The sequence below is a fragment of the Brevibacillus reuszeri genome (assembly GCF_001187725.1).
In the GTDB taxonomy this organism is placed as follows: Bacteria; Bacillota; Bacilli; order Brevibacillales; family Brevibacillaceae; genus Brevibacillus; species Brevibacillus reuszeri.
This window is the reverse complement of the sequence record NZ_LGIQ01000009.1, coordinates 803,415-825,104: the sequence shown is the minus strand read 5'-3', so window position 1 is coordinate 825,104 and position 21,690 is coordinate 803,415. Positions and strand designations below refer to the sequence as shown.

Annotated in this window: 14 protein-coding genes; 13 read left to right on the top strand and 1 reads right to left on the bottom strand. The window is 47.4% G+C overall.

The genetic code is table 11. From position 1 onward, the window contains the following. Window positions 1-19 precede the first annotated feature (19 nt). The 7 genes from ADS79_RS18230 to ADS79_RS18200 all read left to right on the top strand — a co-directional run bounded on the left by ADS79_RS18230 (window position 20) and on the right by ADS79_RS18200 (window position 11,111). The gene (locus tag ADS79_RS18230; protein WP_049739820.1) at window positions 20-1,243 is read left to right on the top strand and encodes an RtcB family protein; all 1,224 of its coding nucleotides are present in this window, start codon (window positions 20-22) and stop codon (window positions 1,241-1,243) included. Window positions 1,244-1,341: 98 nt separating this feature from the next. Continuing rightward, entirely contained in the window at window positions 1,342-2,583 is a 1,242-nt protein-coding gene (locus tag ADS79_RS18225) for an aminopeptidase (protein WP_049739819.1), read from the top strand. A gap of 265 nt (window positions 2,584-2,848) precedes the next feature. Then, a complete protein-coding gene (locus ADS79_RS18220) occupies window positions 2,849-4,858 on the top strand; it encodes a molybdopterin-containing oxidoreductase family protein (RefSeq protein ID WP_049739818.1) in 2,010 nt (669 codons plus the stop codon). Window positions 4,859-4,989: 131 nt separating this feature from the next. Next, on the top strand, window positions 4,990-6,357 hold the full coding sequence (locus tag ADS79_RS18215; protein WP_049739817.1) for an APC family permease: 1,368 nt from the start codon (window positions 4,990-4,992) through the stop codon (window positions 6,355-6,357). A gap of 43 nt (window positions 6,358-6,400) precedes the next feature. After that, window positions 6,401-8,101, top strand: coding sequence for an amidohydrolase (locus ADS79_RS18210; protein WP_084765988.1), 1,701 nt, complete (start codon window positions 6,401-6,403; stop codon window positions 8,099-8,101). 151 nt (window positions 8,102-8,252) lie between these two features. Beyond that, window positions 8,253-9,617 carry a putrescine aminotransferase gene (locus tag ADS79_RS18205; RefSeq protein WP_049739816.1) on the top strand — a complete coding sequence of 455 codons (1,365 nt, stop codon included), beginning with the start codon at window positions 8,253-8,255 and terminating at the stop codon, window positions 9,615-9,617. Between the two features lie 15 nt (window positions 9,618-9,632). Beyond that, window positions 9,633-11,111: an aldehyde dehydrogenase family protein gene (locus tag ADS79_RS18200; RefSeq protein ID WP_409362404.1), complete on the top strand. Its 1,479-nt coding sequence runs from the start codon at window positions 9,633-9,635 to the stop codon at window positions 11,109-11,111. Window positions 11,112-11,188: 77 nt separating this feature from the next. Here the strand turns inward: ADS79_RS18200 and ADS79_RS18195 are convergent, their stop codons facing one another. Further along, a complete protein-coding gene (locus ADS79_RS18195) occupies window positions 11,189-13,009 on the bottom strand; it encodes a sigma-54-dependent Fis family transcriptional regulator (protein WP_049739815.1) in 1,821 nt (606 codons plus the stop codon). 263 nt (window positions 13,010-13,272) lie between these two features. Between ADS79_RS18195 and ADS79_RS18190 the strand changes: the two genes are divergently transcribed. The 6 genes from ADS79_RS18190 (at window position 13,273) to ADS79_RS18165 (ending at window position 21,653) form a co-directional block, all read left to right on the top strand. Next, on the top strand, window positions 13,273-14,676 hold the full coding sequence (locus ADS79_RS18190) for a sigma-54 interaction domain-containing protein (RefSeq protein ID WP_049739814.1): 1,404 nt from the start codon (window positions 13,273-13,275) through the stop codon (window positions 14,674-14,676). Window positions 14,677-14,691: 15 nt separating this feature from the next. Continuing rightward, complete coding sequence (locus tag ADS79_RS18185) at window positions 14,692-15,831, top strand: DUF917 domain-containing protein (RefSeq protein ID WP_049739813.1); 1,140 nt, start codon at window positions 14,692-14,694, stop codon at window positions 15,829-15,831. Continuing rightward, entirely contained in the window at window positions 15,812-17,203 is a 1,392-nt protein-coding gene (locus ADS79_RS18180) for a hydantoinase/oxoprolinase N-terminal domain-containing protein (protein WP_049739812.1), read from the top strand. Before ADS79_RS18185 ends, ADS79_RS18180 begins: the two co-directional genes overlap by 20 nt. A gap of 410 nt (window positions 17,204-17,613) precedes the next feature. Then, the gene (locus ADS79_RS18175) at window positions 17,614-18,939 is read left to right on the top strand and encodes a cytosine permease (protein WP_049739811.1); all 1,326 of its coding nucleotides are present in this window, start codon (window positions 17,614-17,616) and stop codon (window positions 18,937-18,939) included. A 27-nt stretch (window positions 18,940-18,966) separates the two neighbouring features. Then, on the top strand, window positions 18,967-20,064 hold the full coding sequence (locus ADS79_RS18170; RefSeq protein WP_049739810.1) for a DUF917 domain-containing protein: 1,098 nt from the start codon (window positions 18,967-18,969) through the stop codon (window positions 20,062-20,064). Further along, a complete protein-coding gene (locus ADS79_RS18165) occupies window positions 20,061-21,653 on the top strand; it encodes a hydantoinase/oxoprolinase family protein (RefSeq protein ID WP_049739809.1) in 1,593 nt (530 codons plus the stop codon). The genes ADS79_RS18170 and ADS79_RS18165 overlap by 4 nt, the downstream gene beginning before the upstream one ends. The last annotated feature ends 37 nt before the right edge of the window (window positions 21,654-21,690 follow it).

The window sequence follows — 21,690 nt, the reverse complement described above, 5'->3', positions numbered from 1 at the left end:
CAATGGAGGATGACACAACGTGTATCAAACGATCAACAACGTAAGAGTATGGGGGAATCCGCTGGAAAATGCGGTCTCCCAAGCGGTAACATGCGCGCAGCATGGAAATGTCGTACAGGTATTGTTAATGGCGGATCATCATAAAGGGTACTCTCAGCCAGTCGGTGGTGTCGTCGTGTACGATGGACAAATCTCACCATCGGGTGTCGGCTATGATATCGCGTGCGGGAATAAAGCGGTCAAAACCGATCTGAAATACGAGGAGATCAAGGGAAAAATCAGTGCAATCATGGACACCATCGCAAAAGAGATTTCGTTTGGAATCGGACGCTCCAATAGCGAAAAGGTGGAGCATGAGCTGTTTGACGATGAAAACTGGGCAGTCTATCGAACGATTGGCAAGCAAGAGCATGACACGCTTAAGGCACTAGCACGAAATCAGCTCGGTACGGTTGGCTCAGGCAATCATTTTGTAGACATTTTTGTAGAGGAGTCTACAGGGGATGTATGGATTGCCAATCATTTTGGCAGCCGTGGCTTCGGTCATAAAACAGCAAGCGGTTTTTTGAATCTGGCACAAGGAAAAAAATTCGCGGACAAAGCAGCGGGAGAGAGTATGGACCAGCCGCCAACCCTGCTTGATTTAACGAGCGAGCTAGGCGACATGTATTTTCGCGCGATGACGTTGGCAGGCAAGTATGCCTACGCAGGACGGGATTATGTGAGCGATCAGGTTTTGTCTATTTTGGGGGCGAAATCGTTGTTTGAAGTTCATAATCATCATAATTTCGCCTGGAAGGAAATGCATAACGGGAAAGAGGTCGTCGTAGTGAGAAAGGGAGCAACACCATCTTCTCCGAATCAATTAGGGTTTATTGGCGGAAGCATGGGAGACTTCTCCGTGATTGTAAAAGGAAAAGATTCTAATGAAAACGCAGATGCTTTCTATAGCACCGTTCATGGTGCGGGTCGAATCATGAGCCGTACAGAGGCAGCAGGAAAAATGAACTGGAAGACGCGGACGCGTAAAGGCGGAAAAATCTCATATGAACAAATGAATAGCGCCATCAAGCAATTTGGTGTGGAACTGCGCGGAGCGGGAACAGATGAAAGTCCATTTGTGTATAAAAATCTCGGAGATGTCCTGGAAGCACACAAAGAAACCGTCGACGTGCTGCATGTGTTGAAGCCGATCGGCGTGTGTATGGCCGGCGCGGATGAATTCGATCCGTATAAAGACTGATGTTTGATTGATAAGAGAAGGAACCACACCCCTTCATTTCGAATTAAGTAAGCAGACCTCAAGACCAACGGAAAAGGAAGGATAACGGGAGGGAGCTTATGAACGATTTCAAGGAAAATGTTGAGAAATATGCAGATCTTGCTATTCGCACAGGAGTGAATTTGCAGCTCGGACAGACGCTTGTCATTGTCGCGCCGATTGAAGCGGTTACCTTGGTTCGCGTACTAACGGAAAAAGCTTATGATGCGGGCGCAAAGCATGTGCTTGTGGAGTGGAGCGATGATGAGCTGTCACTGATTCGGTACAGAAAAGCACCGGATGAGGCTTTTACAGAATATCCTTCCTGGAAGGCAAAAGGATTCGAAGAGCTGGCAGCAGGTGGAGCAGCTTTCCTTACGATCTATGCTCCAACACCTGGTCTTTTAAAAGACATTAACCCGGAGAGAATCGCCACGGAAGCCAAAACGAATGCGATTGCGATGAAAAACTACCGGAATTACACCAAGTCGGACGAAGTGAGCTGGTCAATCATTGCGTATCCGACTGAAGCATGGGCGCAAAAAGTATTTCCCGACCAACCCATCCAGCAGGCGATTGACCAACTATGGAATGTTATTTTCAAAGTAACACGTGTGTATGAGGATGATCCGAATCAGGCATGGAGCGAGCATAATGCCAAGCTTGCGAAGATTGTTGCGTATTTAAATAACAAACAGTATCAAGAGCTCAGTTATGAGATGAATGAAACAAAGCTGTCGGTAGCTCTCCCCAAAAATCATGTTTGGAAAGGGGGAGCTTCCGTCACGAAGCAAGGAACTGTCTTCAATCCAAACCTGCCAACGGAAGAAGTATATACGATGCCCCACAAGGATGGGATTCATGGCGTTGTTCACAGTACGAAGCCTCTTAACTACGGAGGAAATGTCATCGATCAATTTTCTCTCGTCTTTGAACAGGGGATGGTCGTTGATTTTTCGGCGGAAACAGGCTACGAAACCTTGCAGCATTTACTTAAGATGGATGAAGGTGCCCGGCATTTAGGAGAGGTGGCGCTCGTTCCGTACCGCTCGCCGATATCCTTGTCGAATGTGATTTTTTATAACACGCTCTTTGATGAAAATGCTTCCTGCCATTTTGCGCTGGGGCAGTGTTATCCTACCAACATCACGGGTGGAACAGCCATGAACGATGAAGAGCTTGCACAGCATGGCGGCAACAAAAGCCATATCCACGTTGATTTTATGATGGGTGGAGCCGAAATGAATATTGATGCCATCACGGAGGACGGGAAGAGAGAACCACTCTTTCGCAATGGCGAGTGGGCAATAGAAGGTCTATAGAATAGTAGGAAAAGAATCCTTCCAATGTAGGGATTCTTTTTTGTGACACGATGCCCGTAAATACATTCTGTTAGAAGAGAACGTTCATTTATCAAGATTGAGAAATTTTTCTCAATTCTTGTAAACGAAAAGGCTCGATTCTGCTATCAAGTAGGGGAAAATGGTTGCGTTTATTTCAAGTGATTAGTCACAGACATAGTGGCATTATTATTGCAAACATTTTAGAAATGCTTGCAGGATCCGCTATGAATAGGAGGTGTGTGTGATGAAAACATTCAAAACAGTATGTCCGCATGATTGTCCTGATACGTGCTCGATTATTGCACAAGTAGAAGAGGATAAAGTCATTTCCACAAAGGGAGATCCGGCTCATCCGTTCACACGTGGTGCATTGTGTGCCAAGGTCATTCGCTACAGCGAACGGATTTATTCACCGGATCGATTGCTATATCCATTGCGACGCGTGGGAGCAAAAGGAGAGGGGCAATTTGAGCGGATTACCTGGGACGAGGCGTTGGATGAGATAGCTTCACGATTGAAGCAGAATGTACGTGATCACGGGAGTGAATGCGTTTACTGCTTTCAAGGAAGCGGCAACATGGGAATTATTCAGATGAACGCACACTTTCCCTTTTTTCATAGGCTAGGCGCAAGTCGAGGACGTGGCAATCTGTGCTCGCCTGCTGCCGACGTGGGATGGAACTACACGATCGGTGCTATGGTGGGAAGTCGGCCAGAATCGGTGAAGCATACAGATTTGTTCCTCGTTTGGGGTTCGAATATGGTTTCCAGCAACATGCATATGCTCGCCTTTTTCAAAGAGGCGAAGAAGCAGGGAGCTCAAATGATCGTGATTGACCCCTATAAAAATCGTACAGCCAAACAAGCGGATTGGTATATCCCGATTCGTCCGGGCACCGATGCGGCACTTGCACTCGGTATGATGCATGTGATGGTTGCCGAGGGACTCGTAGATGAGGCTTATATCGAAAAATATACGACAGGCTTTCCGGAATTGAAGGAATCTCTTGCCGACTATCTGCCAAATCGCGTGGAGCAAATTACAGGAGTACCAGCAGAGGACGTCCAACGACTGGCGCGTATGTACGGACAGGCACGAGCCCCGTTTATTCGCATCGGGATTGGTGTGTCACGTAGTCGCCGCGGCGGCATGTCCATTCGCACAATCGCTTGCTTGCCTGGATTGGTTGGAGCTTTTCACAAGCAAGGTGGGGGAGCATTGATGTTTACGTCAGGTGCATTCCCAATCAATATGGATGCGATTGACCGTTCCGATCTGTTGCCTAGAGAGACGCGAATACTGGACAATGTGCGGTTGGGTCACAATCTTATGAACCTATCTGATCAACCGCTTAAGTGTCTGTTTGTAACAGGGAGTAATCCGGTTCTCACTTGTCCGGATGCAGGATTGGTTCGCAAAGGATTGCTCCGTGATGATCTGTTTACGGTCGTTCATGAGCAATTTATGACGGATACAGTCAAGTACGCGGATATTGTCTTGCCTGCTACGACCTCCTTTGAGAGCTTTGACGTCTTTAAAAGCTACGGCCACACCTATATGCAAAAAGCGGAGCCGGTCATTTCTCCAATGGGTGAGGCGAAAAGCAATTACGACCTCTATACAGCTCTCGGACAAAGAATGGGCTTTACCGAGGATATTTTCTCAAAACCGATAAGGGACCTAGTATGGGAGCTATTTCCGAGCTTTCACGCCAATGAACAACTGCGTGAAGATTTTCAAAATGGCAAGACGATTGAGCTGATTGATATTGACAAAGCGTTCACAGACGGTTTTCCAACCCCTTCCGGAAAACTGGAATTTTATTCGGCGCAGATGCAAAAAGATGGCTATCCTCCACTCCCAACTTATCTGGACGTCGAAGAGGAAGTAGGAGATCTTCATTTATTGACACCACCTGCCCACTTTACCCTGAACACCTCTTTTGGGGGAGTGAAGGCACTGCGTGAAAAAGAAGACAATCCGACACTCCTCATTCATCCTGCTGATGCAGCCTCGCGCGGTATCGAGGAAGATGGCTGGATTGAAGCGTATAATGAGCGCGGAAGCATACAGCTGTGGGCGAGATTGACTGAGGATATCCCACTGGGTACAGCAGTAGCAGAGGGAGTATGGTGGAACAGAGATACCCCCGACCAAAAACCGATCAATTTACTGACGAGCGACCGCTTAACCGATATGGGATGGGGAAGCACGCTCCATGATAATCGCATTTCCGTAAGAACAATCAAATAAGACAATTAGATAAGACCAACTAAACAGCTTGGCAGCAAACAAAGAAGGGAGGTGGTATCTGTCACAAAAGATGGAGTAAGTCGTTTGATGCAAGTCGTACCAAATGATGGATAGTGAAGGGGGTAGTTCATTTGGAAAAACAGCTTTCATTCAATCGTACTTTAACCTTGCTGCCAGTTGTCTTGTTTGGACTTGCTTACATGGCTCCGATGACTGTCTTTTCTACCTACGGTGTAGCGGCAGAGGCTTCTCAAGGAATGCTTCCTGCTGCCTATCTCGTTGCTTTGATCGCTATGATGTTTACTGCCTACAGCTATGGGCAAATGGTAAAAGCGTACCCGGTGGCTGGTTCTGCCTATACGTATACACAAAAATCGATGAATCCTCACATCGGCTTTCTTGTTGGCTGGGTCGTTTTGACGGATTACCTGTTTCTACCGATGATCAATTTTTTAGTAGCGGGTATATACTTGTCCGTGGCGTTTCCAACGATTCCGACATGGATATGGGTCCTTCTATTTATTAGTGCGATCACCGTAATCAACCTGCTCGGCATCAAGCTGACGACAAACATCAATGCCTTGCTAATCTCGTATCAGTTTCTGGTCATCATCCTGTTTCTCATTCTCTCTTTCAAAGGACTTGCTGAAGGAATGGGAACCGGCACGCTTTTGTCCATGCAGCCTTTTTACAGCCCGGATGTTTCCTACTCTTACGTGCTTGCAGGCTCTGCCATTTTATGTCTTTCCTTTCTAGGCTTTGATTCCGTTACGACACTGTCGGAAGAGACCATCGACGCAAAAAAGACGATTCCCAAAGCGGTGTCCCTGATCGCCTTAATCGGTGGCTGCATGTTCATTTTTGTTTCCTATGTCGGATATTTGGTTCACCCGAAATACACATTTTCTGATCCGGATTCAGCCGCCTTTGAGATCGCTCAGTACATTGGAGGAACACTATTTAGTTCGATGTTTTTAGCCGGAATGATCGTGTTGTGCTTTGCTTCGGCCCTATCCTCGCATGCCAGTGTGTCCCGACTGCTCTTTGCCATGGGACGTGACTCCGTTCTACCGAAAAGAATTTTTGGACATCTCAACCCACAATTCAACACTCCGATTTACAATATCATCATTGTCGGGATTTTTTCCTTATCTGCTCTTTTTATCGATTTGGTTACGGCGGCATCTTTTATTAACTTTGGGGCACTCGTCGCCTTTACCTTTGTGAACCTATCTGTTATTTTCCATTACTTTATCCGACAAAAGAAGCGTTCTCCAAGAGAAGCATTCCGTTTTTTTGTTTTGCCGCTGATTGGGTCCATGTTTAACATTTGGCTTTGGACGAATCTGAATGTGAACTCATTATTGCTTGGTTTGATTTGGGGGACAATCGGTCTTGTGTACCTGATGTATTTGACGAGCATGTTTCGAAAGAATCCTCCTGAAATGAACTTTGAAGATAAAGAATATTCAGTTGAGTCTGACGTATCAGCATCATAGCGTGGACATGATGGGAGGCAGACGAGGAGGGTAGGGGAGACGATTGACTACGCATGAACAAGTAAAAGCAAATGTGGTCTTATCAAGTAAGGCCATCTTCACGGGAAGCGATGATGCGGTGCGAGCAGGAGCCTTGGCGATTACAGGAAACCGCATTACCGCCATAGGTTCCAAAGAAGAGATCGAGAACTACATTGGGCCGGATACGCAGGTATATGACTACGGTGATCAACTGATCATGCCCGGCTTTCACGATTTTCACCTTCATTTGCTGCTCGGGAGTCTGTACCACGATTGCGTCAACCTGCTGACAGCGACCTCAGAAGAGGAAGCAGCTTTGATGGTAAAGCAATTTGCAGATAGCAGGCCAGAAGATCCGTGGGTGTTTGGCTTCAGCTGGTACCATGTCTATTGGAAAAAGAAGCAGCTTCCTCATCGAGCCACGCTAGATCGGTTGATACCGGATCGTCCTGTCTTTCTCTTCAACGCAGAATGTCACGGGGCTTGGTTGAATTCAAAAGCACTGGAAATTTTGAATATCACCCGAGATACGGCGGACCCGCCATTTGGGCACATCGAAAGGGACGAACAAGGGGAGCCGACGGGATTTTTATATGAAACCGCAATGGGGCTGGCGCGCGAAGCATTCCAATTACCTGATGAGCAAAAGAATCGATTGTTTCGTGGCTTTTTGAAACAGGCAGGGAGCTTTGGCATAACATCTATCAACGATTTTTTTCCCTTGCCCGGCTTGGAGCTAGGCGATTTGGATTTGTATCAGTCCTTTGAAGCTAGCGGTGAATTGAGCACCCGCATTCATTTTCTGGCAGCACTGGATGGAAATCTGGATCGACCTCGTTATTTACGAAAACAGTATACCTCAGGCAAGCTGAAGTTTTCCGGGTTGAAACAGTTCTTGGATGGTGTTCCAACGACCTATACAGCCTTTCTTGTTGACCCGTATTCCGATCGACCAGACAGCAAAGGCGATACATTAATTCCTCAGGAGACCGTGAAAAAATGGGTAGTGGAAGCAGACAAGGAAGATTTTCGAGTACGCTTGCATGCTTGCGGGGATGGCGCAGTGCGTCTAGGTCTGGACTGTTTCGAAGCTGCCCGTGTGCAAAATGGAATCCGGGATTCTCGCCATACCATTGAACATGTCGAAGTCATTCATCCAGATGATATTCAGCGGATGTCTCACTTACAGGTAATCGCCTCCATGCAGCCCGAGCATATGGCAGCAGCACCTGCTTTTCCAGATAATTGCTATCCAAATCGCTTTGGCAAAGAGCGTGATCCCTATACATGGCCGATCAAGACGCTTTTGAAAAATGAGGTATCGCTTGCTTTTGGCAGCGATTATCCGATTGTGCCGCTAGACCCGATGACAGAGATTTATCGAGCAGTGACAAGACTACATGACGATCATCAGCCTGAGGGCGGCTGGAATCCGCAAGAGAAGATCACGATGGCGGAAGCCTTGCGTGCCTATACAAGCGCTCCTGCCTATGGAGTATTTCGCGAGCATGAGCTAGGTACACTTGCGCCAGGCATGTTGGCAGATATCGTCGTACTTGACCGTAATTTGTTTGCCATCGAGCCACCTTTGATTCGAGACACCAAAGCACTGCTGACCATCACGGATGGAAAGATTGTATTCAACAGGGGAGAACCAGAGACTTCAAACGACTTCTCATTTTCGAGAAATGATTCTCACCTGAAAACGTCATGTTTGGAATAGAAGCATGCACATTTTCGCTTGCTTGCCCTTTTCTTTCTAAAAATTGAGAAAAACGTCTGGAAAACGGGTGAAATACCCTGGCTTTTTGGTTGGCACCGTACTTGCAATAATCTTAATTGTGAAACAATAACACTGAAAAGGATGGATATGTATGGAACGCAAGTCGAGAGAAGAAGCTCTGGAGTTGGCGTCAGAGGTGCTCGAATTTATTCAAAGTGAGAAGCTGACTGTTGATCAAAAGAAAAAAATCGTTTCTGATTCTGTCGATAATTTTAGCAATTATGTAACCAAAGCCATTTTGGCTCACCGCAAGTCTGTCTCGAATGATTTTTCGGTCGTGGAGTGGGAAGATGAAGCTGCTGTATTCCGTGACACAATGGGTGATGAGTACATCGATTGCTTGGGTGGATACGGTGTTTATTTGTTAGGCCACAGACATCCAAAGGTAGTCAAGGCTGTAGAAGCCCAAATTAAACGCTATGCGCTACATAGCCAAGAAATGATCGATCCCTTGCGCGGTTTTTTATCCAAGCTCGTAGCTTATATCACACCGGGCGACCTGCAGCATTCTTATCTCGTCAACTGCGGTACAGAAGCGAATGAGATGGCATTAAAGCTGGCTCGACTGGCAACAGGCAAGAAGTATTTCATTTCTACGGAAAAAGGCTTCCATGGCAAAACGATGGGCTCGTTGTCTGCTTCAGGAAAAGGCACGTTCCGCGAGCCGTATGTACCGTTGGTTCCTGGATTCCAGCACGTTCCTTTCGGAGATGCTGATGCGGTCGAGCAAGCGATTCGCATTCTTATTAATACAGGAGAGACAGTGGCAGGGGTGATCGTCGAGCCAATACAGGGGGAAGGCGGTGTAAACATTCCGCCGGATGACTACTTGCCTCGTTTGCGGGAAATCTGCGACAAGTATGAATGCCTGCTCATCGTTGACGAGGTGCAAACCGGTATGGGGCGTACGGGAACCATGTTTGGCGTCGATCACTGGAATGTCGTGCCAGATATCATGACTTTGGGCAAAGCATTTGGCGGCGGAGTTATGCCGATCGCTGCGATGGTTGCCAAGAAAAAATGGTGGGGCAAGATGGAGGAAAACCCATTTCTCCTCGGGTCATCTACATTTGGGGGCAACCCGCTCTGCTGCGCTGGAGCAATCGCAGGAATCCATACAATCCTCGAAGACAATATCCCGCAAATGGCAAAGGAAAAAGGCGATTATATTTTGAAGCAGCTACAAGAAATCCAAAGCTGTCATTCTGATATTTTTGTCCAGGTACGTGGCAAAGGTCTGTTGATCGGAATGGAGTTCGCTACGAACAGCTTCGGTTATACGCTGGCGAAACGCCTGTTTGGCAAAAAAATTCTGGTGGGCGGCACATTAAATAATGCGACAGTTATTCGTCTGGAACCGCCTGCCATCATTTCATATGAGCAAATTGACTACGTTCTTGCTTGCATTGAAGAAGGAATCGCACAGCTTTCCAAGGAGTCCAAAGTGCTACGTTAAGGGGGGAGTGGATCCATGTCTATGCCGATTAAACAAATGTTCATCGACGGAGAATGGGTTTATTCTCAAAAGCAAGAAACCTTTCCTGTTCTTAATCCTGCGACAGGGGAAACCATTGCGATTGTCACCAAAGGCGGCAGGGAGGATGCACAGAGAGCAATTTCGGCAGCCAGACGCGCTTTTGATGAATCAGGGTGGGCCCAGACACATGCCAGACAGCGCGCTGATATTTTGAATCGGGTTGCGGATTTGCTAGAGCAACGGGCGGATGAATTCGCTCAGGTAGATACGCAAAATAACGGAAAGCCGCTACGGGAGTCTACGTATGATGTAGCTGACGCCGTCAATCAGTTTCGCTATTATGCCGGATTATGCACAAAACCGAATGGGCAAACGTATGACGTCCCGGATGATATACAAGCACTTGTTGTCAGAGAGCCGATCGGTGTAGTAGGGGCGATAACATGCTGGAATTATCCGCTGGTCATGAATGCACAAAAGCTTGCTCCCGCTTTGGCGGCAGGGAATACAATTGTGATCAAGCCTGCTGATCTGACACCGCTGACAACGATCATGCTGTTTGAATGCTTGCAGGAAGCTGGCTTGCCTGCTGGTGTTGCCAATCTGATAACCGGACCAGGCAGCGAGGTCGGCGATGAGATATCCAGGAACGAGCTGGTTGACAAGGTTGCTTTTACAGGTGGGACCGATACGGGGATTGCGATTATGAAAAATGCAGCAGATACAGTCAAAAAGCTTTCCCTTGAGTTGGGAGGCAAGTCACCCAACATCGTGTTTGCTGACGCCGATTTTGAAACAGCCGTTGATTATGCCCTTTATGCTATTTTCGCAAATCAAGGAGAGGTATGCTCAGCTGGATCACGTTTAATTCTTGAAGAAGCCAGCTATGATCGTTTTCTCGACAGGCTGGTAGAGCGTGCGCAAAAGATCGTGGTAGGGAATGGAATGGATGAGGAGACCGAGATGGGGCCACTGATTTCCGAATCTCATATGAATCGCGTCCTGTCCTATGTTCAGCTCGGAATCGGCGAAGGGGCTAAGCTCTTGTGCGGTGGAAATCGCTTAATGGAAAACGGCTTGGAAAAAGGCTTTTTCATCGAACCGACGATTCTGGAAGCCACGGACTCATCTCTGCGAATCGTGCAGGAAGAGATTTTTGGACCGGTTCTCGTCGTCCAAAAGTTCCAAACGGAGCAAGAGGCCATTCGTTTGGCAAACGGCACGAAATTCGGTCTGGCAGGCGCTGTGTTTACAAACGACGGAGCCAAGGCACAACGGGTGATTCGCAAGCTGAGAGCAGGCATCACCTGGATCAATACGTATCATCCTACGTTCAATGAAGCTCCATGGGGTGGTTACAAGCAGAGTGGGATTGGTCGTGAGTTGGGAACGTTCGGTTATGAAGCGTACACGGAGGTAAAGCAAATCAACATCAATTTGCAGGTAAAACCGTCTGGTTGGTTCCGAAACTGATGGCATAGAAACAACAAGGGGAGGTACGCTTTGTACCTCCTTTTTTGTTTGGATCATTCATCTTTTCAGCGACAAGCTTATGTGACATGCTCTTCTGCAATGATTTGATGGGCATCAATTTTTCGATAGAGAGTGGCGAGTCCAATATCAAGCTTCGCAGCAATGATTCGTTTCGCTTCCAGCCCTGTTCCGTATTTTCTCAGCATTTCCAGCAAAATTTGCCTCTCGTGGTCTTGTAGCATTGCTTTTAAAGGCTGCTCATCTGCTTCTACCATGACGGGCAGTCGTGTGCTGTTTGCATTTCGAATCCGCGGAAGGACACTTTCCATATCGATATAGGGGGAGGTCGTCATATTCACTGCGTATTCAATTGCATTTTCCAACTCACGCACATTGCCAGGCCAATGATAGCTGACAAAAGCTCTTCGAACCTCAGGCGAAAAATGAAGGGGACTGTGCTCAGACATTTGACTGTATTTTGTGAGAAAGGATTCCATGAGCACGGGGATATCCTCTGTGCGTTCAGATAAAGGCGGCATATGGAGCGGGATGACATTTAACCGGAAAAACAGATCCTCCCGAAATTCCTTTGTCCGAACCATCTCCTCCAAATCCTTGTTCGTAGCGGAGATCACACGAATATTAACAGAAATCAGACGATTAGAACCTACTCGCTCAACTTGCTTGGACTGTAGTACATGCAACAGCTTCACTTGCAGGTGAAGAGGGAGATCCCCGATTTCATCTAAAAAAATGGTGCCTCCGTCCGCCAATTCAAATTTTCCCGCCTTGCCTTCACGTCTGGCCCCAGTAAAAGCGCCGCTGGCATAACCAAACAGCTCACTTTCCAGTAATGTCTCAGGAATGGCCCCGCAATTGACAATAATAAATGGACCGGATCGCCTGTTGCTGGCAGAATGGATCGCGGCAGCCATCATCCCTTTTCCTGTACCGCTCTGGCCGGTTATCAGTATATTGGATGTTCCTCTTGCCACTTGTTCTGCCTGTTTTTTTACTAGAGAGAGCGCACGGCTCTGCCCGTAGATTTCTGTGAAATAGAGATCCTTTTGCTCACTGGTCAGCTCATAAGCCAGTCTCCGGGCATCTGCCATTCTGCGAAAGGTCGCCACCACACCGACGACTTGATCCTGAATGATAATCGGGCGAGCCGTAACAATGAAATGCATCTCATGCTGGTCCAATTGGTAATGCTCTTCCTGCTGAATGTATCCTTTTCCTGTTTGGATCACTTCGAGCATGGGAGAGTTTGACCAGATTTGCTCGATAGGTGTATGGATCAATTGTTGCTTATCTTTGTGGACGAGGTGCTCGGCGGTTTCATTACAGTTCGTGATCAAGCCATTTTCATCAATGGCAATAATTCCTTCATGAATCGAACCGATCAGGACTTCGAGCTTCTGGGTGGTTTTGATCCACTTGTTGAGCGCAGCCTGCTCGGCAATTTTACTGGTCAATAATTCTGACATGCGTTGCAGATAGGTAAGCAATACGAGCTTGTTCATGACCAGCGACCGACGCTGCGTTTCATCAAAAGCAATCAGACCGATGACGCCGATGACCATACCTTCGTAATGGATAGGCGCACATACTTCTGCGAGCTCTTCCGTACCTCCAGTGAGCACAGACGGATCATAGGAGGGGTCGTTGCGTGCGTCTTCGACAAAGAATGGCTGGTTCGTTCGAATGACGCGTCCGTACAGGTATCCCGCTTCTATCTGGCCTTCTTCTTCCTTCATGTTGATCAGCTCTTTGTATTTTCCTGTCCCAGCGATGATGGTCATTTCATTATCAACGATTTCTGTTTCGATCTGCAGGACTGCGGAAATCGCTTCTGCAACCTGTTGGGTCGTGTGCTGAATCTCTTTTAACAGACTCACGTGTTGCACCTCCATTGCACGATTCTGGAAAAGGCTAACAACTGCACAACCAAATCACTAGTATTTTCTCTTTTTTTGGAAAAACACCTCTATCTATTTTGTTTATTATTTTTGAGAATAAGGAATGGAGGAGACAAAAGCTTACTTTTGCCAATTGCTTCTGATCTATCATGGTTTTTTTATTGTACGATATCCTATCTGAATAGTGGACACTACGGCTATAATGGATCGTAACGATCAAGTTTGTGATGAGAGGGTTTGACATGACAGATCAGACAATCAAGGAAAGAAAGATGCTGTTACAAGAGGTTGAGGGCCTTCTGTCGTTAATCACCTTACCGATTCTGGTTGTCGATACTACCGGCGTTGTCATTCACGCCAATCCGGCTGCTGAGCATGTCTGGCAGCGTTCTCAGGTTGTGCTTCTCAATCAGACACTACAAACGCTTGTGGGTACACCCAAGCTTCTTGAGTATGTAAAGAAAGGAAAGCCCTTACGCGATTTTTCGGTTGAGCTGATCGATGGCGGCGGAAAAAGGCATGCCTATTTATGTCGCTTGCATCCACTGTTTGTAGAGCGAAGTGTAGCGGGCGCGATTCTGCAATTTACCATCCAGATCAAGGAAGCCGATTCGGAAAAAAATCGTAAATTTGTGACGCGATACAATTTCGAAGACATTCGGGGGCATAGTCCAGCGATTCTTGCCTTAAAGGATCAGGCGAGGCAAATTGCGAGAAGCGATTCTACCGTTTTGATTCGTGGAGAAAGTGGAACAGGAAAAGAGGTACTTGCTCAGTCAATTCATCGAAACAGCGATCGAAAAGAGGGTCCTTTTGTGGCAATCAATTGCGCTGCGATACCTGAGGCATTGCTTGAGAGCGAGCTGTTCGGCTATGAGGACGGTGCGTTTACTGGCGCCAAAAAAGGAGGCAAGCCTGGGCGCTTTGAGTTAGCGCTTCATGGCACGCTCTTTTTGGATGAGATCGGGGATATGCCCCAATACCTGCAAGCAAAGCTGCTACGCGTTTTACAAGAGCGTCGGATGGAACGGGTAGGTGGCTCTGAAAGCATTCCGGTTGATGTCCGTTTAATCGCTGCAACCCACAAGGATCTGGAATCGATGATTGTCAGTGGTCAGTTCCGTGAAGACCTGTTTTATCGATTAAACGTCATTCCGTTATTTGTTCCGCCACTACGGCATCGAAAAGAGGACTTATACGATTTGATTCAGTTTTACTTAAAATGGTTTGGGGATCGTTTAGGGAAAGAGCCGAAGCGCTTCTCGACCCAAGCGATGAAATGCTTTATGGATTACCATTGGCCGGGAAACATTCGCGAGCTGGAAAATACACTTGAGTATATTGTGAATCTGGAGATTGGCGATTTGGTCACGATCAGCAGCTTGCCATCAACGATAAGAGGAAACCAGACCACAGACGAGGGATCATCGCTTCCGCTGCATTCATTTCCACCGACTTATCCAACTGCAGAGAAAAGAGATGTCTTTTCAGAGCGTATCTTAGAGCAAACAGAAGAGCAGTTGATTATAGACGCGGTTCAACGCTATGGCAAGAATACCGAGGGGAAAAGAAAAGCAGCGGAGTATCTGGGCATTAGTGTCGCGACACTGTACAGACGCCTACAAAAGATTAATCGTAAAGGATAAAGAGGAGGTGCATGGATGCCGAAAAGCATCGATGAGCGCTTTGTCGATTCCTTGGCTTGTGGTGCCATGTTTTTGGGATCAGGCGGTGCCGGGGACTCAGCTTTATTGCAAATCATGGCAAAGCAAGCGATTAAAGAATTTGGCCCTGTGCAGCTCGTATCTCCATTCGAACTTCGTGACGAGGATTGGGTAGTGACGATTGCCTTAATGGGCTCGCCTGCGATTCACTATGAAAAAATGATGTCAGGGCAGGAAATGATCACGGCTTTGAGAGAGATGGAAAAAGAGGAGCGGTGCGTTGCCCAAGCCATCACTGCACTTGAAATTGGCGGAATCAATGCCCTGCCTCCCGTCCTGACTGCAGCACTGACAAAGCTTCCCCTAGTGGATTGCGATGGCATGGGGCGCGCTTTTCCTGAGCTCCAGATGACGACATACCATGCATTTGGAGCGCAGGCGAGTCCGTTAGTCCTTTGTGCCAATAATGGAGAATCAGAGAAAATGATTAGCCCTTCGAATTTTGAGATTGAAAAAGTCGGACGGGTAGCGATGACGAAAATGGGTGGCTCAGTAGCAACGGCGAGCTTTCCGATGAAAGCAAAAAGGCTGCAAGAGGTAGGGATTCCCCATACCTTCTTATTATCACATCGAATTGGCGAAGCAGTGCTGCGTGCTGGAGCAGACGTCCATCGCGTATTTACCAATTTGCACAGGGAGCTGCAAAATTCGATTTATGGACAGCCCTTCAAGCTGATCGAAGGCAAAGTGGTAGAACTGGAGCGCTACTTGCAAAATGGTCTCTTACGGGGAGAACTGCTCGTAGAAGGAACAGGTTTCTATCACAGTGAACAAATCGAGGTCCAATTTCAAAGTGAGTATTTGCTGGCGAAAAAAGGGGAACGGATCTTGGGGATGGTGCCCGATCTGATTTGTGTGCTTGATGCCGATAATGGTCTACCCATCTTGATTGAGGAATTGGAAACGCATATGAATGTGTGGGTCATCGCGATTCCTTGCCCGATTATTTTGCGGCACGCCAAAATGATGGATGTCATCGGACCATGGAATTTTGGCATTTCCAACACGTATACGCCTGTCGAGCATTTATGCGCTGAAGAGGGGAATGGAGATAGTCATGTACCGTTTAGGTATTGATGTAGACCAGGTGTACACAACGGCAGTAGTCATGGACCACCAAGGGAAGCTCCATGCTATCGCCAAGGAAGCAACCATCTCCGATAACTTATTGAACGGGATTGGCATTGTTCTGGAAAAAATATTGCAGCAGACGGCTCAAGCAGACAAGCCGATACGTGAAGTGATTGTTGGCACCGATTACTTCGCGAATGCACTGGTGGAAGGAAGGCAGCTTGCCAAAGTGTGCTCCATTCGAATCGGACAAGCAGAGAGCACCATTCCTCCTCTTTACGGGGGACCCACACTCATCCACCAAGCGATAGGAGCAGCTACATTCCATGTCCAAGGTGGGCATGAGGTTGATGGGAGTCCAGCTTGCTTGGAGCCATCCAGACAAGATGTGGAAGAATATGTGAGGTCAATTTATCACCTGGGATTTGAAGCATTTGCTATTACAGGATCGTTCTCTCCCGTGAATCAAGCGCATGAAATGCTCGTCGCCAAATGGATTCGAGAGCTGATAGGAGAGAACTATCCGATAACGATGTCTCATGAGCTTGGCAGTGTAGGCTTTCTGGAACGAGAAAACTCGGCGATTCTCAATGCTGCCTTGTCCAAGGTCATTATACATTCCCTCAAAGGCTTGGAAGAGCTTATGAACCAATCTCGTATCGATGCGAATCTATCCTTTACCCAAAACGATGGATCGCTTTTGTCCTACCACTCGGTCTTGCGTCATCCGATTCGTACGTTCGGATCGCGACTGTCAAACAGCTTTCGCGGTGCTTCACTGCTCACAGGGCTTAATGATTGTGTCGTTGTCGACGTTAATCATTCAGATGTGTGCGTAGGCGTTATCGAGGGGGGCTTTCCAAGGGAAAAACGGCGAAAACAAAAAATTGCGGGAATGGGGGTAAATCTCCAAATGCCCGATATTACCACTCTGAGCTATGAAGGTCAGCTACATGTGAATGATCAGCTGTTAGATTCGGTCTATCACGCTATTCAACGTTATCAGCCCCGATTTGAGCCTCTGCCAATTGTATTTGTAGGGAAAGAAAGTGCATCACTTGCGGCCGTTTTCAAATATCCGTGGGCGGATGTACACCATCCGAGTCATTATGAAAATGCGAGTGCGATCGGAACATGTTTTGCGCCAGTCAGTGGAAGTGTTGACCGGATCTACTGGCTGGAGGACATGAATCGGGAAGAAACGATCCAACTGGCCAAAGTAGAAGCGATGCAATCTGCCATCCATGCTGGAGCTATACCAGAAACCGTGTTCGTTCAAACGGTTGAGACGATTCCCTTATCCTATATGCCGACGAAAGCATTACGGATCAAGGTAAAGGCTGTTGGTGCGCTTCACATTCATGCGGGATCAGCTTGATACCTGAGATCACTGCATTCAAAAGCCTGGCTGGGTTCTAGAAAGGATGAACAATCCTTTTAGACCCAGTCTTTTTTTGCATGCTTTTATCAATGATTATTCTCATTTTGATAAAGAAAGAGAAAAATTGCGATTTATTGAGAAAAATTACTTATGAAATGAATAATCTACGTATTCTGTTTGCAAAGCTGCTCGAAAATAACGACTTTTTCTGAGAAAAACAGCAAATTCGCTTCATTACTCTCAAAAACGTCCTGAAAAAGCTTGGCATGAGAATTGCTCTAAGTAATTGTCAGATAATAAAAAATGTTCCAATTCAAATTTTTGGTTTTGATCTAGGCAAGGGAAGGAGCTGAGCGAACAGTATCACACGGTAGTTCTATCCATAATGAAAAAGGAGGGCGGAGATCATGGCTGGTAATTCCAAGATGGCAGATGATTTCTCATTGAGCAGGGTACCAAAAGAGGCAAGAGTACCGATGTGGGAAATACTTGTAATTCGGATTGGGGCTTTCACATCACTCAGTCAATTTATTTTAGGCGCTTCACTTGGATTTGGGATGACCTTTTGGGATGCAGCGATCGCAAGCTTTTTGGGAGTGATCCTACTTGAGGTCGTTACGTTTTTCATAGGAATTGCCGGCATGCGCGAGGGACTTTCTACAAGCATGCTCTCCAGATGGACCGGTTTTGGGAAATACGGCTCCAGCATGATTGCTTTTGTGATTGCTGTCGGGACGATTGGATGGTTTGGTGTACAGAATTCCGTTTTTGCCAATGGCTTGAATGATGCGGTTGGTGGGGTTTTAGGATTTCCGTTAGCAGCGACATTAACAGGTTTGTTTGTAACCTTTATTGTCATCTTCGGTTTTAAATGGCTAGGGCTGACCGCGAAAATTGCTGTGCCTGCCTTCCTACTCGCAATTGCGTATGGGATTTATCATGTGTTTGAAAGTCATTCACTGAAAGAGTTAATTGCCTCTGCTGCCCCGGGACCTGCCCTAACGATTGGAACAGCTGCTACAATTGTTGCCGGAAGCTTTATGGTAGGAGCTATCCTTGCGCCAGATATGACACGCTACTGTCGGAATGGCAAGGACGTTTTGTGGTCAACCTTGATTTCTGTGGTGATCGGCGAAATTGGAATCAATTTAATTGCTGTTCTGATGGCACACGCTGTGAATAGCAGCGATGTCGTAACTATTGCACTCCAGACCTCAGGCTGGCTAGGAGCTGCGACCGTAGTGTTTGCCACTGTAAAGATCAATGATATCAATTTGTATTCGGCCTCATTAGGTTTTACCAATATTCTGGATAGTGTTTTTGGCAAACATGTAAATCGTGGTCTCCTGACGCTGATTGTTGGTGTAATTGGTACCGTGCTTTCTGTGCTGGGGATTCTGGATCAGTTTGTAAACTTTCTGATTTTTCTTGGAATATGGGTACCTCCTATTGGCGGCATCATGGTGGTGGATTACTTCATTCTCAAACGGAGCAGACAAATATTAGATGAAAGCCGAGCGCAAGGTGCATTGCCAGAATCTTGCGAAACATGGAATCCAGTATCGATAATAGCTTGGGCACTTGGCTTCATTATTGGCTATCTGTTTGAATGGGGGATTCCATCGTTAAATTCCTTAATCGTCGCTGGCGTTTCTTATTATGTCGGGATGCGAATATTTGGAGCAGCGCTGGACCAGCGGTGGAAAAGCGTAAAAATGGACCAGGCAGGCTAAAGCTTGGAAACAAAGGAGAGGGACACGTTGAGACAACTCGGAAAACAAGAAATTGAAGATATTGCGGTGGGTGCCGCTTTATTAGGGACAGGTGGGGGAGGAGATCCGTATATCGGAAAACTGATGGCGCTCCAGGCGTTCGAAGAATTTGGCCCGATCACGCTATTGTCTGTCGATGAAATTCCAGACGATGCGCTGGTGGTAGCCTCTGGCGGCATGGGTGCACCAACCGTTCTGATAGAAAAAATTCCAAGCGGACAAGAGGTTTCCAAGGCTTTCAAGGGCTTGGAGAAATACATGGGAAAGGAAGTCTTCGCTACGTACCCAATTGAAGCAGGCGGAATCAACTCGATGCTTCCACTTGCTCTCGCAGCCCAACTTGGACTCCCGGTTGTGGATGTGGATGGGATGGGGCGCGCTTTTCCCGAGCTGCAGATGACTACATTTTATCTCAATGGAATCTCAGCGACCCCGATGGTGCTTGCTGATGAAAAAAATAACGTAACGATCATGGATACCATCGACAACTCCTGGACTGAGCGGATTGCCCGCAGTGTCACCGTGCAAAAGGGAGGCTCGGCAACCTGCGCCATCTATCCGATGACAGGGAAAAACCTCAAGGAAAGCGGCATTCACAACATCTTGAAATTGGAAGAAGAAATCGGTCGTGCGATCCGCATGGCAAAAGAAGCGAATGTCGATCCTGTCAAAGAAATTTTGAAGCTGACGAGTGGCTTCGAATTGTTTATTGGAAAAGTAATGGACGTGAATCGCAAGACAGAAGGAGGCTGGGCACGCGGTACAACCAAAATAGAGGGACTTCTGCAATACAAAGGCGAGAATCTCGAGCTGAGCTTCCAAAACGAGCATTTGCTTGCCCGAACGCAGGACCGTCTCCTATGTGTGACGCCCGATTTGATCGCAGTGGTGGACTCGGAGACAGGCTTGCCGATTACTACGGAAGGACTGCGGTATGGTGCTCGCGTCGTTGTGATCGGGATGCCGTGCCATCCAAAATGGCGGACGCCGAAAGGAATCGAGACGGTGGGACCTCGTTACTTCCGCTATGACGTGGATTACACCCCTGTAGAAGAATTGGTAGAGAAAGGGAGCGTTGTAAAATGAGCTATCGAATCGGGATTGATGTAGGCGGCACACATACAGATGCGGTTTTATTGGATAAAGACTATCGTGTGCTGGCTAAAACGAAGACCTCGACTACTCAGGATGTAAGCACAGGAATATACGAAGCGATGCGGGAAGTAATTGCCCAATCAGGTGTTCCACGCGAACAAATCACCTATGCGATGCTGGGAACGACGCATTGCACGAATGCGATTGTAGAGAGAAAGCACTTGAACCAGATCGCAGTTATCCGCGTTGGTGCTCCAGCTACTCTCGCCATTAAGCCGTTAATCGGTGTTCCCGATGACTTGAGAGCCCATCTCGGCAAGCATGTATATATCATTTCGGGCGGACATGAATTCGATGGAAGAGAAATCACAAAGCTCGATGAAGCACAGCTGTATCGCATTGCAAACGAGATCAAGGACAAAGTGGATTCGGTTGCCGTTGCTTCCGTATTTTCACCGGTATCCAAAGAGCATGAGCTGCGGGCTGCCGAAATATTACGAGAAGTTCTGGGGGAGCATGTCCCTGTCTCTCTCTCCTATGAGATCGGCAGCGTAGGTCTTCTGGAGAGGGAAAATGCAACGATTCTTAATGCTGCCATCGTCAATGTGGCAAAAACCACAGCTACCGGCTTTATCAATGCCTTGAAAGCGGAAAAAGTAGACGCCAGAGTCTTCTTTGGGCAAAACGACGGGACACTGATGAGCATCGAATACGCCATGAAGTACCCGATTCTGACGATTGGCTGCGGACCAACTAACAGTATTCGGGGAGCGTCGTACTTGTCTGGGCTGGCAAATGCCCTTGTAGTCGATGTAGGCGGCACGACGACAGATATCGGTGTACTTGTCAACTCCTTTCCACGTGAATCTTCGCTCGCTGTTGAAATTGGCGGTGCTCGTACGAACTTCCGAATGCCTGACTTGATCTCCATCGGACTCGGCGGAGGAACGATCGTCCGAATCCAGGACGATGGAAGCTTCACGGTTGGTCCTGACAGCGTTGGCTATCAGCTCCCGCAAAAAGGGCTGGCGTTTGGTGGTGATACCTTGACGACGACAGATGTTCTGATTGCATTAGGGAAAAGCGATTTGGGAGATGCCGAGAAGGTAGCGCATCTGGATCCAGACATTTTGCTAAAAGTGTATGACAGAATCGTCGAGATGGCTGAGGAAGCAATCGACAAAATGAAAACAAGTGCAGACCCAGTCCCTGTCATTCTGGTTGGTGGCGGCAGCATTTTGTTCCCCGAGCAATTAAAAGGGGCATCCCAAATGATCCGACCTGAAAACTTTGGTGTGGCCAATGCTATCGGCGCTGCAATCTCGCAAATTAGCGGGCAAATTGATCGCGTCTTTTCCCTTGATGAAATGGGACGTGACCAAACTTTGGAGGTGGCAAAAGGCATTGCGATCGAAGAAGCCATCGCTGCAGGAGCAGAGCCTTCAACTGTTGAAATCGTGGAGTTTGAGGATATCCCACTAGCCTATTTGGGCAATGCGACGCGAATTCGTGTTAAAGCTGCCGGAACACTTGCATCCGTGGGTACAGCATCCACACGTGAACAGGTGAGCAATTCCTGATAGTTGATGTCCTTTTCACACAGAAGCATAGACATCA